The organism is Acinetobacter sp. TYF_19 (assembly GCF_043105125.1).
Lineage (GTDB): Bacteria > Pseudomonadota > Gammaproteobacteria > Pseudomonadales > Moraxellaceae > Acinetobacter > Acinetobacter johnsonii.
Genome location: NZ_JBICLH010000012.1, coordinates 1 through 17,391, shown reverse-complemented (window position 1 = coordinate 17,391; position 17,391 = coordinate 1). Strand labels below are relative to the sequence as shown.

The window sequence follows — 17,391 nt, the reverse complement described above, 5'->3', positions numbered from 1 at the left end:
TTAAAAATGAATATTTTATGCTTTTCTATACAGAATTTTGTATAGAACGAACATTAATACGATCCAGATTGGAATCATGATCACAGCGCCGCTTAAACCTTGAGTCCACATGATGTAAAGCACTACAGCAATAAATGCAAGAACAAGGTAGTTACTGAAAGGCGACCAAAGTGCAGGAAATAATGGTTTTTTCGCTTCGCTTTTCATGGCCTTCATAAATTGAAGATGAGTTAAGCTGATCATGGCCCAGTTCAATACCAAAGCACCAACAACAATATAAATTAAGTTGCTGAGAGCATCTTCTGGCGCAAAATAATTCAACAGTACACAACCGAAAATGAGCAATGCTGAAAACAAGACTGCTGGAATTGGCACACCTTGTTTATTAGTTTTACTGAATATTTTAGGTGCATTGCCTTGCTGTGCTAAACCAAACAGCATGCGGCTGTTAGCATACATACCACTGTTATATACAGAAAGTGCTGCAGTCAAGATAATAAAATTCAGTAAATGCGCAGCCCAACCAATACCTAATTGACTGAAGATCATTACAAATGGGCTCTTATCTAAGCCGCCAAGTTGCAACTCATTCCAAGGTACAAGCGATAACAAAATGGTCAATGAACCCACATAGAAAATGAGGATACGGAATACCACTTGGTTGATTGCTTTAGGAATTGATTTTTGTGGATTATCAGCTTCTGCTGCAGCCATACCAATCAATTCAATACCGCCAAAGGCAAACATGAGGAAGGCAAGCATATAGAAGAGGCCTTCAACGCCATGCGGGAAGAAACCGCCATGTGACCAAAGATTGCTAAATGAAGCCGTGGAATCTGCGCCTGCCGTAGCCAAAAGATAAAGACCAAATACAATCATAGCGACGACGGCCGTGACTTTGATAATAGCTAGCCAGAACTCTGATTCACCGTAAAACTTCACATTACCTAAATTGACTAAGGTAATGATAACAAAGAAGGTTAAAACAGATGCCCATGCAGGAATATGGGGCCACCAGTAGTTGATATACTTCGCAACAGCGGTCAGCTCGGTCATGGCCACTAGAACATATAGAATCCAGTAGTTCCAGCCTGCAAGAAAGCCTGCAAATTTGCCCCAGTATTTGTTTGCAAAATGACTAAAAGAACCAGCTACAGGTTCCTCAACGATCATTTCCCCGAGTTGACGCATGATTAGAAATGCAATTAAACCGCCAATTGCATAGCCCAAAATAATGGATGGGCCAGCAGATTCAATCACATGTGCGGAACCTAAAAATAAGCCAGTACCAATTGCGCCGCCCATGGCAATCAATTGAATATGACGGTTCTTTAAGCCACGCTGAAGTTGAGACGACTCTTTATTCAAGTTATTTCAGCCCGACAATGGATAAGTGTTTCCGATTGTAATAGATCGCGAAGAAATCGCATAGTAGCTCAAAATTCATGAAAAAAAGTTATTATTCATATGAAAAATAATGTGTAATGAATTGTAAATAAAAAACATATGAATCAATATATTAATTTTATTTAAATTATCAAATTGGGAATTTTATTTGGAAACCGGACGTTCACAAATGATGTTTTTTTAGACTTAAGTCTGTATTTTACGTAGGCATAGGGAAAAAAGGTATGATGAACCAAAGTTAAATCAGCATGCTTGACTTAACACAATGATAAATATGAAGGATTCAATAAAAATGAGTTTTGTACCACAAATCAAAATTCCAGCAACGTATATGCGTGGAGGGACTAGTAAGGGCGTATTCTTTAAATTAGATGATCTCCCAGAAGCCGCGCAACAGGCTGGACGCGTTCGAGATCAGTTATTGCTCCGTGTAATTGGTAGCCCCGATCCTTATGCAAAACAGATTGACGGCATGGGTGGTGCAACATCGAGTACCAGTAAAACGGTGATTTTAGCGAAGAGCCAACAGCCAGAACATGATGTCGACTATTTATTTGGTCAAGTGTCGATTGACCAGCCTTTTGTCGACTGGAGTGGAAACTGTGGTAATTTAACCGCTGCTGTCGGTTCATTTGCGATTTCAAATGGTTTGGTCGATGCCACACGTATTCCTGAAAATGGCATTTGTACAGTCCGTATTTGGCAAGTAAATATTCAAAAAACTATTATTGCACATGTACCTATTACGCAGGGGCAAGTTCAAGAAACAGGTGATTTTGAACTTGATGGTGTGACGTTCCCAGCTGCAGAAGTGCAAATTGAATTTTTAGATCCAGCCGATGATGGTGAAGATGGTGGTGCCATGTTCCCAACAGGGAATTTGGTCGACACTTTAGAAGTTCCTGAGGTTGGTCGCTTTCAAGCTACGTTTATCAATGCAGGCATTCCGACCATTTTCTTAAATGCAGAAGACATTGGCTACACGGGGAGTGAATTACAAGACGCAATTAATGGCGATGCCAAAGCTTTAGCACGTTTTGAAACCATTCGTGCCTATGGTGCAAAACAGATGGGGCTGATTCAAGACATTTCTGAAGCTGCCAGTCGTCAACACACGCCTAAAATTGCTTTTGTTTCTAAGCCAAAACAATATGTCTCGTCGAGCGGTAAAACTATTACAGAGCAAGACACCGATTTATTGGTTCGTGCACTTTCTATGGGTAAATTACACCATGCGATGATGGGGACAGCAGCTGTTGCCATTGGTACCGCAGCAGCGATACCAGAAACCTTGGTCAATTTGGCCGCGGGTGGTGGAGCACGTGAAGCCGTTCGTTTTGGTCATCCTTCAGGGACCTTACGTGTGGGAGCGCAAGCGATACAAGAAAAGGGTCAGTGGGTAGTAAAAAAAGCTGTCATGAGCCGTAGTGCACGCGTGTTGATGGAAGGTTGGGTGCGTATTCCAGCGGAAAGCTTGGATTAACGCTATGTAAAAAGCCTCTTTCTGTAGAGGCTTTTTTATGTCAACTCTAGGTCTGTGATAAGAAGGCTAAAAATAACCAAGAGCATGAGAAGTGAATTTTAGAGCCTGATTGCTTGTGTAATGGCTGCTTGAAATAGTAGAAAAGTCATTCTTATCATCTCGTCTGCAAAAATTAATAGAATACTGTGCCTTGTTTGTACTTTCGGCATAGAGAAAGCGGGCAGAAAGCAGTATCATGCCAACAGATCACTTCAAATGATCGACTCAGTCAAACTGAGCACCAGATTAATTTATCCTATTGTTATTCGAGGCGAATGTGTCAGCACTAACCGACGTATCAGCAAATGCACTCCAACAGGCTCAACAACGTATTCACGATGATTTATTGACGGCACTTGATGCTTTTTCAATTCCGGAACCGTTAAAGAGTGCTGTGCATCATGCGGTCATGTTAGGTGGAAAACGTGTACGTCCTGCGCTGTGCTATGCCACGGCACATTTAAATCCAAACAATAATGCAGCTGCCGTGCGCCGCGCCGCTGTAGCTGTGGAACTGATTCATTGTTATTCCTTGGCACATGATGATTTGCCGTGTATGGACAATGATCTTTTGCGTCGTGGTCAGCCGACCTGTCACGTGGCTTATGGTGAAGATACAGCGTTGCTTGCGGGCGATATCTTGCAGTCCATGGCATTTGAAATTTTAGGTAGTCGACTGTTTGATGCTGGCCCAGTGGTTGATCAGGGTATTGTACTGAAGCAGATGCAAATTTTAGCGACAGCGAGCTCTAAAATGGTGTGTGGCCAAGTCCTTGACCTACAAGCCGAAGGTAAACGGGTCGATCAGACTGCACTTGAAAATATCCATCGGAATAAAACGGGTGCATTAATCTCTGCTGCGGTGATGATGGCCGCGGTGACTGTATTTGACGGTTGCGATCAAGCGATTCCTAAGTTACGCGAATATGCGCAGGCAATTGGTTTGGCTTTTCAGGTGCAAGACGATATTTTAGATATCATTTCAAATACAGATGTACTGGGTAAAACCGCAGGGAAGGATGAGCAAGTCGAAAAATCGACTTATCCAGCCTTGATGGGACTTGAGGCTGCACAAGACTATGCCAAGACTTTGCATAATCAAGCCTTTGCTGCTTTGGCTTATTTCCCAACGGATGCGGCAGCAGAACTTAATCAGATTTCACAGTTTTTATTGGCTCGCCAAAGCTAAGTTTCAGTGTTTAGATTAAAAAAAGAGGACATAGCGTGTCCACTTTTTTAATGCTTGTTCCTTAGAGGCTTGAGTTTTTTCACAACCCCAATAAAAAAGACAGCTCGAAAGCTGTCCTCATTTAATCAAACCAAGCATCAGTTAGATGTCTTTACGTCCCATAACACCGCGGATGGTACTTAAAATATCGGCTGGTAACACCACTGTTTTAGCGTTGTTCGATTTAGACATATCTTGCATCGCTTTGACATATTGTTCACCCAACAAGTAAGCCACAGGAATTTCCTTATCGCCCACAGCAGAAGTGACCATTTCAATAGCACGCTGAGAAGACTCTGCTAAGACGACTTGCGCTTCTGCGTCACGGCGAGACGCTTCTAAACGGCCATCTGCCTCTAAAATCGCGGCTTGTTTTTCACCATCGGCTTTGGTCACGGTCGCACGACGTTGACGCTCAGCTGCCGCTTGCGCTTCCATTGCTGCTTGCATGGTTGAAGAGGGTTGAATATCCTGAATTTCAACGGTTTTTAGGGTAATCCCCCAGTCTGAAATATCATCCGAAATGGCTGCTTTAAGTTTGGCTTTAATGTGATCACGAGATGATAGCGCATCATCAAGATCCATTTCACCGACGATTGAACGCAGTGAGGTTTGCACTAGGTTTTGAATGGCCCATGTATAGTTTTCAATCCCATAGACAGCATTTACAGGCGTGGTGATGTTGATGTAAGCCACTGCATTCATAAGCAAAACGGCATTATCGCGGGTAATCACTTCTTGAGAGGGAATGTCTAATACAATGTCTTTGGTCGTCACTTTATAAGCCACTTCATCGACATAAGGAATCACAAAGTTGAGACCCGGACTCAACGTGGTATGGTATTTACCTAGACGTTGTACGATCCATTTATAACCTTGTGGAACAATACGGACACCTTTAAAAATGGTGACAGCGGCAAAAGCCAAAATTGCTAAAACGACAATAAATCCACCAGACATATGCTTAACTCACTTTTATCTATTTTCGTTGGTTGAGAGATGTGCTTTGACCATTAAATCATTGCCCAGTATTTCAACGACACGCACTCGGTCGCCGACGTGGACTTTATCTAAAGTACGACAGTTCCATTCATCTGAACCGAGTACTGGAATGGGGAAACGAACGCGAATGTGTTCACTTTCAGGACTCGCTTGAATCACCATGCCAATTTGACCGATGGTTGCTTCGCGAGACAGTCCTGCTTTGGTTTTGTCAGTCGAAAGCGGTTTAATAAATTTAAACCAAAGTAAAGTGCATAAAATCGACAAAATAATCCACGTCACAAACTGCGTGGTAACACCCATCATGGGGAACATCCAGTACAAAATACCGACCATAATGGCCGCAATACCGAACCACAATGCGGCAAAAGCAGGCAGAATCAGCTCTGATAACATTAACAGAACGCCCAATACAAACCAGTGCCAAGGTTCAAAAGCAAATTCCATACATCTACTCATATATTCGTTATAGGGATATAGATGCAGAAGCATCTATATCAATTTAGCAGATGAATAAGTCTTTGAATATTAAAAATCAAATTTTTTAGAATTTGGCTTTGGGCGCAGGTTTAAAAGCAGCTGGGGTCTTTTTAAAATCGACAATGGCTTTTTCGATCGATTTAATTTTGAGCTGCGCGGCTTTTTCACCTTCTAAAATAGATTGATTGCTGGCTTTTAAGTCCAAAGTGCCTAAGTGTCCGACTTTGGGTTGAATCACCACAGTCGCTTGGCTCAATTCTTCATTGATGCTTTGCTGCCCCATAATATTAATGGTCTGGTCGAGCAAGCCCCACATATTGAGGGGCTTGTTGCCGACAGGACGAGCTGAAATATCAATCGCGATCACAATATCCGCGCCCATGTCCTTGGCTGTTTTGACTGGAATTGGGCTGACCAGACCGCCATCAACATATTTGGTTCCACCAATCACCGCAGGGACAAAAACGTTCGGAATACTGCATGAAGCACGTACTGCTTGGCCCGCATTGCCTTTGATAAAATCGGCTTTACGTCCAGTGTCAAGACGGGTCGCCACCGCAGCAAAACGGATAGGGAACTGTTGAATCGGTTTGTTGCCGACATGTTTGTTGACATAGTCTTGCAGCTTTTGACCTTGAACAAACCCTTGGGAGTTGAGGGTTAAGTCTCGAATGTCCGATTCTTTTAAGGTCAAGGCAATTTGCTGAAGTTGGAAAGGCGTTTTACCACTGGCGTAGATACTACCCACAAAACTTCCAGCACTGGTTCCCGTAACAATTTTAGGTTTAATACCATGTGACTCTAAAACTTTAAGCACCCCAATGTGTGCAAAACCTTTGGCACCGCCACCGCCGAGTGCAATCGCAATCACAGGTTCACGAGCTTGAATGGGAGTAGTTGTTGGTGTTTTCTTTGATGCAAGATCACATCCTGCCATAGTCAGTGTGAGTACACCAATCAGAGATAAACGAGCAAAATTCATGGTCAAAAATACTAAAACGCAAAACAAATAATGGTGCACATCTCAGCAGATTCGACCTTGATTTACTAGCTATTTTTTAAGCGTTTTTGTAAAGGCTTGGCTAACCATTTTGGGTTCTTGGCTGAAAATTTGCCGATATACAGATCTAAAATATGCTCTAGGTCTTGCTCAAAATGTCCTGTGGGATGAAATACGCCCAAGCAGTGGATGGTTTTTTGCGCATAGTCAAAAGAAAACATCACAATTGGAATCTGTGCACCATACGCAATGCGATAAAAGCCACTACGGATGGATTCCGCTTGCTTACGTGTGCCTTCAGGTGCCATACCGACCCAAATTTTTTCTTTGCTGTGAATAATATCGATAATGTCTTGGGTTAACCCTTGAGCATGGCTACGATTGACTGGAATCACGCCAATCCACTCAAGTAACGGTTTCAATGGGGTATGAAACAAGTTGTTCTTGCCAAAAATGGTGATTTGCAGGCCTAAGCCCAATAGAGCCGTAAAGCCATGCCATGCATCGATATTTGAGGTATGCGGTGAAATAATTGCTACCGCTTTAGGTAGATTGGGAAATTCGCCAACAAAGCGCCAACCTTGCGCTAAAAAGAGCTGCTTAAAAATAGCGCGAGTGAATGCAGATGAGTTACGACTTGGAACTTGATCTGGTAGCTCTGGAAAATATTGGTTCATTGTTATTATACTCAATCGACCAAGATGTATATCATCTCATCATAAGCACTGATTGGCTTGAATTCATTGGCAAAAAAAGTGAACGGATACCGATCTCAGATGAACATTTTGACCAATCCATATATATAGGAACAGCATGCTACAGATTCGCAATGTATATATTTTGCTGTTTTCATTGTATTGGGCGCAGGGCTTACCCGTCGGGTTTATGACCCATGCCTTGCCCGTCATTTTAAGAGTGCAGGGTGTTTCATTGGCACAGATTGGGGGCTTTGGACTGCTGATGTTGCCATGGTCGATCAAAGTGTTTTGGGCACCAGTGTTAGATCGCTTTGGGATCACCCGTTTTGGCCACTATCGGAGTTGGATCATCCCATTGCAGTTTCTTACGGTGCTGGTGCTGATCGGGCTGTCTTTCCTCCCGATTGATGGATTAAATCAACCTATTTATTTATGGGCTTTCTTTGTGGGTCTCCTGAGTATGAATTTGCTCGGGGCAACGCAAGATATAGCAACCGATGGATTGGCGGTCAATATTTTAAAAGGGGAGCAACAGCACTGGGGCAATACCTTTCAGGTGATTGGATCGCGTCTGGGTTTTATTGTCGGTGGTGGTGCAATCTTGTGGGCATTAGATTGGCTGAGTTGGCAGAGCACTTTTTTGATGCTAGCGGCAATCGTCTTTATAAACACGCTGCCGATTTTAATTTATCCAGAGCCAAAGCATCGAGCTGTTTCAGAAGCTCAGACCCCATCTTTTAAATTCCAACAGATCAAAAACTATTTGGCTTATTTTGTCCAGAGTCCCGGACTCACAGCATGGTTAGCAGTGCTATTGAGCTTTAAAATAGCGGATGGTTTAGCAGGGCCACTTTTGAAACCTTTAATGGTCGATTTGGGGCTGAGTTTTTCTCAGATAGGCCTCTATGTCACCATGCTAGGTGCATGTGCCGCCTTAATAGGTGCAGGACTTGCGGGCTATAGTTTGAAGTTGATTCGCCGTGACACGGCTTTAGTACTGTATTCGGTGCTTAAAATATTCAGTCTGGCGGCTTATACATGGTTAGCCTTTCAATATGAAAACCAGCACAGTATTCAGCCGTGGCTGATTTATCTAATCAATGCCTTTGAAGATATGACCTCATCGATGCTGTTGGTGGTTATGCTCACCCTAGTAATGCAGTACAGTCGCAAACATATGGCAGGTACGGACTTTACTTTTCAAGTGGCGCTGATGGCCACCGTCAGTGGTAGTTTGTATAGTGTGAGCGGTCTATTGGGAGATTGGCTCGGCTATTTTAATTATCTGTGTATGATTGTGGTCATTGCGATGTTGAGTCTGTGGTTTATTTTTAAATGGCGTGGCATTGCAACGCATTCAGATTTTTCATAATGCTTTCATAAACAAATCATAAAAAATGCTAAATAGTGATGTAAATTATTAAAAAATATAACTAAATATTTTTTTAATCGTTCTGTCATATATGTCTGAACGGTAATATTTGTAACAAATTTACCGTAGGATATTTTGATAATGAAAACACAAATTGCAGTCGCAATCGCTTTAAGCCTAGTGGCAGGGGTAACATTCGCAGCACCTACTTTTTATGGTGAAATTGATGTCACGGCCGATTATTTACCTGAAGATAATGCCTCTCCAAATAAAGACCGTGATGTCGTTGAATTGAACTCTAATAACTCCTTTTTAGGCTTAAAAGGCGAAGAAAAACTCACAGATCGTTTAAATGCATTATATCAAGCGGAATTTACCTTTTATGTAGACAATGGGGGTAGCACAGATACTTTTGTTCCACGTAATTTACTTGTTGGCTTACAAGACCAAAAATTAGGGACATTGAAAGTCGGCAAAATTGATACTCCCGTTAAACAACTGTCTTCAGTGGTAGATACCTTTAATAACTATGTGGCCAACAAAGCTGATGTGGCAGGGATTTTCACTGGTGAAAACCGTATAGATAATGTTGTGGTCTATGAAACGCCAGCTTGGGGGCTTGGCACAGGAAAACTGAAAGCTACTGCACTGTTAGCCACTGGTGAAGCAGGGGGGATTGAAAAATCCAAAGGCGGAGCAAAAGTTGCAGGACGTGGTCTGGGCGATGCATGGTCAGCGTCAGTGGTTTATGACAGTAAAAAGTTTGTTGCCGGGATTGGTTATGATAAGGCCATTCCATCAACCTTTGCAGGACGTGGTATTTTGAATGCATCAGCGCCTGAGGTGACAGGCGGGGTGGCAGGCAGTGCTTTTGCAGCAGCAGACACCTTACGTGCCATTGGTCGAGTAAATCTCAATAATGGTTTGGCGCTGAAAGCCTTATATCAAACTTCTGAAGTGGCGGATGTACAAGGCAATGATGCTACCGCGGCTGCCATAGACGACGCACAAGGCTGGTTGGTTGGGGCTGAATATAACTTACCGACTGCCAAAGCTTGGACAGTGAAAGCGCAGTACAGTCAAAACTCAACCAGCTTTAAAACATCTAAAGATGACTTTGATGCGCAGCAGTTTATTGCAGGTGCTGACTATGCCTTTACTAAGCAAGTTAAAGCTTATGGTTACGCAGGGATTTTGACGCTTGAACAAGCATCATTTGAAACCAAACAACCTGTAGTAGGCACAGGGATTGAATACAAATTTTAATGTTTAAGTGATAGAAAAGGGCAAAGTCTCTAAAGATTAATGCGAATCAGTTAAGGAGTTTTATAGAAACTCCTTAACTTTTTGTCATTTATTATGGAATCTTCGTATTTTAAAATTCAATATTTGGAGCTGGTCCGTTCTTTGGTTGAGCCAAAAGAACCAAAAACATTTGTCATCCGCAAAACCTTTTGCTTTTCTGCATTTAAATGATCATTTTGCAAAAACATTCCTTTTAAATGGACATACAGGTTGCGGATGACGCTTCCGCCTATCAAATAATATTGGGCGGCTCAAAAAGGGCATCTGATTGCTTAACTGATCGGTATGACTTTATATATTCGGCCACAGCACCTTTTTTATTTAAGCGAGTTTTAAGTTTAGGAAACTACATTGGGGCATCCGCTCAGCAAGACATGATTTAAAATGTTCAATTTGCAGTCTATTTTTAAAGAAGTTTCACTTTCGCGCTTTAACATCTATTTGGCGCTGTGGTTAGCCGTGGTTTTAAACGTGATGTTCTACAAGCAAGTTCAGTTGCTTACGCCGTATCACGGTTTCAAAGCGTATGCTTTTATCGGTGCTACCATTTTGGTGGTGTTGGCTTTTTATCATTTGGTTTTTCAGCTGCTACAGTGGCGGCCGATGGCTAAAGGGTTGGCTGCGTTATTGATCATCATTGGTGGAATGAGTGCGTATTTTGTCAACAGTTTAGGCGTTTCGATCACACCAGATCAGATCCAAAACATGATGCAAACCGATGGAAATGAAGTGCGCGACTTGTTGTCATGGCGTCTTGTGCTGTGGATTGGGGCGATGGTGGTACTACCTTTAGTGGTTTTATTTAAGGTCAAAATCCGCCGTGATCCTTTTAAAACCGTGTTATTGCACAAGCTGTTCGGTAGTGCAGTTTCTATTTTACTGATTGCAGGCATGTTGTTTATTTTCTTTGTTGATTATGCCGCGATTTTCCGTGAGCATCGTGATCTCAAAGGGATGATTTCACCGCAAAATGCGATCAGTTCAACCCTGTCGTATTATAAAAAGAATCGACCACAGCAGCATTTACCGTTGGTGACTTATGGTGAAGATGCTCATTTGGTGAAGCAAGTCGGACAGCAAAACTTGCCGAAATTGATGGTTTTGGTGGTCGGTGAAACGGCACGTGCAGAAAGTTTTTCTTTAAATGGCTATGCGAAAAAGACCAATCCTGAGCTGGAAAAACTCAATGTCATCAACTTTAATCAAGTCAGTTCTTGCGGGACAGCCACTGCGGTTTCTGTGCCTTGTATGTTTTCAGGCATGCCACGTGAAAACTACGATGCACAGTTAGCGCACCACCGTGAAGGTTTATTAGATCTTGCACAGCGTGCTGGTTACAAAGTGACATGGATTGACAATAACTCTGGCTGTAAAGGCGTTTGTGATCGGGTTGAGCAGTATAAAATTCCAGAACCGATACAGAAAAAATGGTGTTCAGCCGATGGCGAATGTACCGATGAAATTTTGGTGGATAGCTTAAAAGCGTATATGGCTGGTATTGCGGCTGATGATAAAACGCCACGTTTAATTGTATTACACCAAATGGGCAGTCATGGACCAGCTTACTATAAGCGTTCAACGCCTAAGTTTCAGCCTTTCCAACCGATGTGTGAAACTAACGCCATTCAAGCCTGCACACCTGAACAGCTGAAAAATAGTTATGACAACTCCATTGTTTATACCGACCATGTGTTGAGTCAACTGATTGGTGTATTAAAGCAAAACTCAAACTTTGAAACTGGTTTTTGGTATTTATCTGACCATGGTGAGTCGACTGGTGAACACGGGCTGTATTTACATGGTTCGCCTTATGCGATTGCACCGAGCCAACAGACCCACGTGCCGATGCTGATGTGGTTTTCAGAAACATGGCAAAAGCAGAATCCGCAACAAATCGCTTGCTTAGGACAACAAAAAAGCCAAGAATTAAGCCAAGATCATTTGTTCCCAAGCTTATTGAGTTTACTTGGGGTAAAAAGTATGGTGATTGATTCAAAAAATAATATGTTAGAACACTGCACTGCGACCAAAGCGAGCGCTTAGACCATGTCAAAAATATTGATTATTGAAGATGATTTTATGATTGCTGAGTCCACACAAACGCTGCTGCGTTATCAGCAGTTTGATGTGGTGTGGGTCAACAATGGTTTTGATGGTTTAAAGCAATTGCAACAATATCCATTTGATGTGGTGTTGTTGGATTTGGGACTACCGATGATGGATGGGATGCAGGTTCTAAAAAATATACGCTCGCTTTATCCGACTTTGCCTGTGCTGATTATTTCAGCGAGAGATCAGTTACAAAACCGAGTCGATGGTTTAAACCAAGGCGCGGATGATTACTTAATTAAGCCTTATGAGTTTGATGAGTTACTGGCACGTATTCATGCACTATTACGTCGTAGTGGCGCGTTAAAACAGCAAAAGCAAAGCCAGACTTTGAGTTATGCAGGTCTAGAGTTAGATGAAGATTTGCACTTAGCCAAGTACAAAGGGCAGACCATTGATTTATCGAACCGAGAATGGGCTATTTTAATTCCTCTGGTCAGTCATCCCAATAAAATTTTTTCCAAAACCAATTTGGAAGAAAAGCTCTATGACCTTGACTCGGAAATTAACAGCAATACCATTGAAGTTTATATTCACCATTTGCGTGCCAAACTTGGCAAAGACTTTATCCGTACCATTCGAGGTTTAGGCTATCGTTTGGGGCAGGTTGAAGCATAAAATGGCGAAGCCGACTCCTGTTTCCTTAAAGCGTCAACTAATTACCTATACCTCTTTATTTAGTATTGTGATGGGCTGTTTGTTGGTGATTGCAGCGTATCGCATTGCCCTTGAAGAGACCAATGAGATCCTTGATGCGCAAATGCGTAATTTGGCTGAGCGTGTTGCAGCGCATGATCCCGCTCCAATTAAGAGTGAGTTTGAAGCGGACAGACACTATCACGAAGAAGATTTATTTGTAGATGTCTGGTCGTATGGACTGCCTGAACAACGGCAACATGAGTTTGATTTATTAATACAACCCGTTAAGAAAGCTGGATTTTATACCCATCACACGGCACAGGGGCTATGGAATACCTATGTGCTGCCAACAGAAAAGTACCAGATTCAAGTCAGTCAGCAGCGCAGTGTAAGACAAAAGCTGGCTTTAGAGCTGGCGGCCAATATGTTGATTCCATATTTACTGTTTATGCCTTTGGCTTTATGGGGGCTGAGTTGGATTATTGGACGTAGTCTAAAACCCTTAGATGAGTTTAAAGCGGAACTTGCACAGCGTGAACCATATGAACTGAGTGAGATTCAGCCAGACGGTTATCCACTGGAAATTCTTCCGACCATTAATGAAATGAATCGTTTATTTGAACGCATTTCGCTGTCGCAAAAAGAACAAAAGCAATTTATTGCCGACGCAGCGCATGAGCTCAGAACCCCTATTACAGCACTGAATTTGCAAATGAAAATTTTGCTGCATGAGTTTCCAGAACACCAAGCCTTAAAAAACCTAAGTTTAGGCTTAATTCGGACTCAACATTTGGTGTCACAACTGCTCAATTTGGCGAAACAGGATGCTTCCTTACCAAGTTTAGAACCGACACAAAGGCTAGGGCTAAGTGATGTGGCGGTTGAATGTATGGAGCAACTGATGGAGCTGGCGCTAGCCAAAAGCATCGATTTAGGCTTGGAACAGCATGAAGCACTTTGGCTAGAAACTCAAAGTTCAGCCTTACATTCTATTGTCTATAATCTCTTGGATAATGCGATTAAATATACGCCTGAACAGGGTGTGATTAATGTCTCTATTTATCAGCAAGATCAGCAAGCCATTGTTCAAATTGAAGACAGTGGACCGGGCATTGAGCCAGAACTTTATGATCATATTTTAAAGCGTTTCTATCGCGTACATCACCATCTGGAAGTCGGCAGTGGATTGGGCTTGTCCATTGTCGATAAAGCCGCAGAAAAAATTGGCGCCAAACTGCACTTTGGACAAAGTGCAGGATTGGGCGGCTTACAAGTTCAAGTGATCTTTAAGCTGTAGTTTCGGCTTGAGTTGGGCTGGACAGTGTAAACTGTTTATAACACAGCGCATATGCCAGTACATTGACCAGCCAAATCACCCATGCCGTCCATAAATTGTGACTAAGGAAATGCGCCCCCCGCATCATTTGCGCCCAACCCATGACAAAGCCTAAAATCAGGGCAGCAAGCAAATAAAACCACGCGCGTTTGGGTTCATTTAGACGGTATACGAAATATCCCACAAAGAGCGCAAAACCTGTCGCGGCATGTCCACCAGGGAAACAATGTCCTGCGCTGGCAGATAAGTCCCAAAAGAAATCATGTGTCGTGGCTAGAGTCATGTCCCATGGACAGGCATGTGCGGATTGTGATTTTAAAATCCCAATGAGGCTGGTACTGATGAGGACTAAGCCAATGAAATAGCCATTTTGCCAACGCTGGGGTTTGAACGCAGCCCATTTATACGAAGCGAGCCATTTCAGCAAATAAATTACATACACCGCGATGATGATGTCTTTAACATAACGGTGATTCAGTTCTGCTAAGGCCCAGTCGCGCTTTAGTGGAAAATGACCAGTTTGATCCATAAAGGGGTGAATCAGTTGTAAGTCGATGGTGCCCGCCACAGGGAAGAGCAGCCACAATACGGCAAAACCCAGCGTCAAAATAAAAAACTGAAGGATGAAAAAACGTTGCTGATCCGACACAAGTGAGGCCATGTTCTGAAAATAAGCGCTATTCCAACAGCGTCAGCTTAAACGAGGCTTAACATAAACGCTGTTTCATCTGCTTTAGCATGATCTGTACTTTGGTTATCGCTTTAAGGCGAATACAAAGTGTCGGTTCAGTGTTACATTTGCTCTCAAACACATGAGGTTTAAACATGTCGATACGTGCTGTTCTATTTGATTTGGATAATACCTTGACGCATCGTGGGCGAAGTGTTGCGACCTTTAGTCAAGATCTTGCCGATACTTATCAAAGCCAACTTAACTGCGTTGATGTGGAGCAGATTGAGTCGATTGTGAATCGGATCGACAATGGTGGCTATCCCTTAAAAGAGTATTTAACCCATCCCAGTATCGGTGCTTCAGTGGCTTACGCTTTGCTACAGGAGTTAAACTGGCAGGCGCCTCCACATTTAGAAGAGTTAAGCAATTTTTGGTTTGCACAGTTTGGTCATAGTGCTGTGGCGATGCCTGAGGCTGAACAAACGCTGACCCGTCTAAAGCAAGCAGGATATAAACTCGCCATTATTTCAAATGGCGGTCATGCCACACGGCTGTCTATATTAAATGGCTTGGGCTTTCAGCATTATTTTGATGTGATTAATAGCTCTGGATTGTTTGGTCAAGCCAAACCCCAAGCTGATATTTTTATTGACACCGCACAGCAATTGGCTGTTGAGGTGGAGCAGTGCTTATTTATCGGTGATCATCCTATTAATGATGTACAAGGTGCGCAGCAGGCAGGAATGCAAGCGCTGTGGCTATCAGGCTTTCATGTTCCTTCAGTACAGATGACTGCACCGAGTATCACGGCATTGTCCGAGATTTTTGATTATTTAGAAAGCTAAAAGCCCCTTATAATTTTGAATACGAATAAAAAAGCGGCCCATGTGAGCCGCATTAAAATGGAAATGTGTTTAGAACATACTGTCATCTGAGTTGGCAGAGATTTTATGAATGGATAAATCTGCACCGCGGAATTCATCTTCTTGACTTAAACGGATGCCCATCGTGGCTTTTAAAGCGCCATAGACCACCAATCCACCAATAACAGCTATACCTATTGCTAAGAGCGTACCAATCAGCTGTGACATCATCGCAACACCGCCTAAACCACCAAGCCATTTTTGACCAAAGATCCCGACTGCAAGTCCCCCAAAGGCACCACATACGCCGTGCAAAGGCCATACACCGAGTACATCATCGACTTTCAGCTTGTTTTGGGTGTAGGTGAAAAGTTTGACAAAAATCAGTCCAGCAATGGCGCCAATCACCAATGCCCCAATCGGATGTACGACATCCGAACCTGCGCAAATTGCAACGAGACCCGCTAAAGGCCCATTGTGTAAGAAGCCCGGGTCATTTTTTCCTGCGAAGTTGGCTGCCAAGGTTCCGCCAACCATGGACATAAGTGAGTTAATCGCGACCAGTCCTGAAATTGCATCTAAACGCTGTGCACTCATCACGTTAAAGCCAAACCAACCCACGATCAAAATCCATGAACCTAAAGCCAAGAAAGGAATAGACGAAGGAGGATGCGCACTGACACGACCATCTTTCTTGTAGCGACCATCACGTGCACCGAGTAAAACCACCGCAGCCAAAGCTATCCAGCCTCCCATAGCATGTACAACCACGGAACCTGCGAAGTCATGGAAACTTGCGCCGAAAGTGTCTTGTAGCCATTGCTGTAAACCAAAGTTGCCATTCCACGCGATCCCTTCAAAAAAAGGATAAACCAAGGCCACCAATAACACGGTTGCAATCGCTTGTGAGCGCATTTTAGCACGCTCGGCAATACCGCCAGAAATAATCGCTGGAATTGCGGCTGCAAAAGTGAGCAGGAAGAAACAGCGCATCAGGTTATAACCATGATCGGCTGCTAAGGTATCCCCAATATGGAAAAAATGGTGTCCATAGGAAATATAGTAACCTACAAAGAAGTAGGCGATTGCAGAAAGTGAAAAGTCCGTTAAAATTTTGCTTAAAGCATTGACTTGGTTTTTATGACGAACTGTCCCTAGTTCTAAAAAAGCAAAGCCTGCATGCATGGCAAGGACTAAAACCGCACCAAGAAGAAGAAAAAGTAAGTCAATATTTTGCATGTTTGGGTTCCATTTGAGTGCAAAATTTTGCAAAAAGAAACCCAGTATACTGATGCTTGTAATTTCGTGAAGATTTCAGCAAAAAGGAAATATTGATTAAGTTTTGCTTAAAAATAATAAGACTCGATATAAAGCAAAACTATGCACCATGATGGTGTTTGTGCATTGCAGTGGTGCATGGGTTAAAATATAAGTTAATATTAAGTTTATGAATATATTATGTTTATCTAAGTTTCTTTATTTTAAATATACAGGTGTATAGTTTATCTTTTGAGTGAAACCCAAAAAGTAGCAACACAAAAAAATGATAAAAAAATTCGGTTAGCAGCTATTGTGAGCCGAGTCTCCGTTGCTTTGTTCTCTTTTGGAACGCACATACCATGAAATGTGCGTGCTGATTGTGCATCAGTGAAAGATTTTAAACATGATTGTATTTTCTCATTCTTATTTTAATCTATTGAAGATAAAACATGAATAATCACATAACTATATGTAATTAATTGTAATTAATTGTAATT

General features: G+C 42.5%; 15 protein-coding genes. 8 read left to right on the top strand and 7 right to left on the bottom strand.

What is annotated here, in order from left to right; translation table 11 throughout:
• Window positions 1-15: 15 nt before the first annotated feature.
• Window positions 16-1,368 carry an amino acid permease gene (locus ACF8FD_RS00455; RefSeq protein ID WP_029574969.1) on the bottom strand — a complete coding sequence of 451 codons (1,353 nt, stop codon included), beginning with the start codon at window positions 1,366-1,368 and terminating at the stop codon, window positions 16-18.
• A 331-nt stretch (window positions 1,369-1,699) separates the two neighbouring features.
• On the opposite strand from ACF8FD_RS00455, the gene prpF reads away from it, so the two are divergent.
• Together prpF and ACF8FD_RS00445 are read left to right on the top strand one after the other, a co-directional pair.
• On the top strand, window positions 1,700-2,890 hold the full coding sequence (prpF, locus tag ACF8FD_RS00450; RefSeq protein ID WP_205666985.1) for a 2-methylaconitate cis-trans isomerase PrpF: 1,191 nt from the start codon (window positions 1,700-1,702) through the stop codon (window positions 2,888-2,890).
• Window positions 2,891-3,206: 316 nt separating this feature from the next.
• Window positions 3,207-4,118: a polyprenyl synthetase family protein gene (locus tag ACF8FD_RS00445; protein ID WP_058869114.1), complete on the top strand. Its 912-nt coding sequence runs from the start codon at window positions 3,207-3,209 to the stop codon at window positions 4,116-4,118.
• Window positions 4,119-4,259: 141 nt separating this feature from the next.
• Here ACF8FD_RS00445 and ACF8FD_RS00440 read toward each other — a convergent pair whose 3' ends face one another.
• The 4 genes from ACF8FD_RS00440 to ACF8FD_RS00425 form a co-directional block, all read right to left on the bottom strand.
• On the bottom strand, window positions 4,260-5,117 hold the full coding sequence (locus tag ACF8FD_RS00440; RefSeq protein ID WP_058869115.1) for an SPFH domain-containing protein: 858 nt from the start codon (window positions 5,115-5,117) through the stop codon (window positions 4,260-4,262).
• Between the two features lie 15 nt (window positions 5,118-5,132).
• On the bottom strand, window positions 5,133-5,606 hold the full coding sequence (locus ACF8FD_RS00435; RefSeq protein ID WP_004694603.1) for an NfeD family protein: 474 nt from the start codon (window positions 5,604-5,606) through the stop codon (window positions 5,133-5,135).
• 97 nt (window positions 5,607-5,703) lie between these two features.
• Window positions 5,704-6,621: a patatin-like phospholipase family protein gene (locus ACF8FD_RS00430; protein WP_160362356.1), complete on the bottom strand. Its 918-nt coding sequence runs from the start codon at window positions 6,619-6,621 to the stop codon at window positions 5,704-5,706.
• Between the two features lie 65 nt (window positions 6,622-6,686).
• A complete protein-coding gene (locus ACF8FD_RS00425) occupies window positions 6,687-7,316 on the bottom strand; it encodes a 1-acyl-sn-glycerol-3-phosphate acyltransferase (protein ID WP_205666984.1) in 630 nt (209 codons plus the stop codon).
• Window positions 7,317-7,452: 136 nt separating this feature from the next.
• Between ACF8FD_RS00425 and ACF8FD_RS00420 the strand changes: the two genes are divergently transcribed.
• From ACF8FD_RS00420 to ACF8FD_RS00400, 5 genes are all read left to right on the top strand, one after another.
• Window positions 7,453-8,709 (top strand): MFS transporter, encoded by a 1,257-nt coding sequence (locus ACF8FD_RS00420; RefSeq protein ID WP_392452836.1) that lies wholly within the window; start codon window positions 7,453-7,455, stop codon window positions 8,707-8,709.
• Window positions 8,710-8,850: 141 nt separating this feature from the next.
• Complete coding sequence (locus tag ACF8FD_RS00415; RefSeq protein WP_392452834.1) at window positions 8,851-9,975, top strand: porin; 1,125 nt, start codon at window positions 8,851-8,853, stop codon at window positions 9,973-9,975.
• 423 nt (window positions 9,976-10,398) lie between these two features.
• Entirely contained in the window at window positions 10,399-12,057 is a 1,659-nt protein-coding gene (locus tag ACF8FD_RS00410) for a phosphoethanolamine transferase (RefSeq protein WP_392452832.1), read from the top strand.
• 3 nt (window positions 12,058-12,060) lie between these two features.
• A complete protein-coding gene (locus tag ACF8FD_RS00405; RefSeq protein ID WP_004981249.1) occupies window positions 12,061-12,741 on the top strand; it encodes a response regulator transcription factor in 681 nt (226 codons plus the stop codon).
• A 1-nt stretch (window position 12,742) separates the two neighbouring features.
• On the top strand, window positions 12,743-14,059 hold the full coding sequence (locus tag ACF8FD_RS00400; RefSeq protein WP_195728763.1) for an ATP-binding protein: 1,317 nt from the start codon (window positions 12,743-12,745) through the stop codon (window positions 14,057-14,059).
• Here ACF8FD_RS00400 and ACF8FD_RS00395 read toward each other — a convergent pair.
• Window positions 14,049-14,759 (bottom strand): phosphatase PAP2 family protein, encoded by a 711-nt coding sequence (locus ACF8FD_RS00395; protein ID WP_392452830.1) that lies wholly within the window; start codon window positions 14,757-14,759, stop codon window positions 14,049-14,051. The two genes, ACF8FD_RS00400 and ACF8FD_RS00395, sit on opposite strands and share 11 nt — an antisense overlap.
• Window positions 14,760-14,923: 164 nt before the next feature.
• Between ACF8FD_RS00395 and ACF8FD_RS00390 the strand changes: the two genes are divergently transcribed.
• Window positions 14,924-15,616: an HAD family hydrolase gene (locus tag ACF8FD_RS00390; protein ID WP_058952171.1), complete on the top strand. Its 693-nt coding sequence runs from the start codon at window positions 14,924-14,926 to the stop codon at window positions 15,614-15,616.
• Between the two features lie 69 nt (window positions 15,617-15,685).
• Here the strand turns inward: ACF8FD_RS00390 and ACF8FD_RS00385 are convergent, their stop codons facing one another.
• Window positions 15,686-16,873, bottom strand: a complete 1,188-nt coding sequence (locus tag ACF8FD_RS00385) for an ammonium transporter (RefSeq protein WP_205666980.1) — start codon at window positions 16,871-16,873, stop codon at window positions 15,686-15,688.
• Window positions 16,874-17,391: the final 518 nt, after the last annotated feature.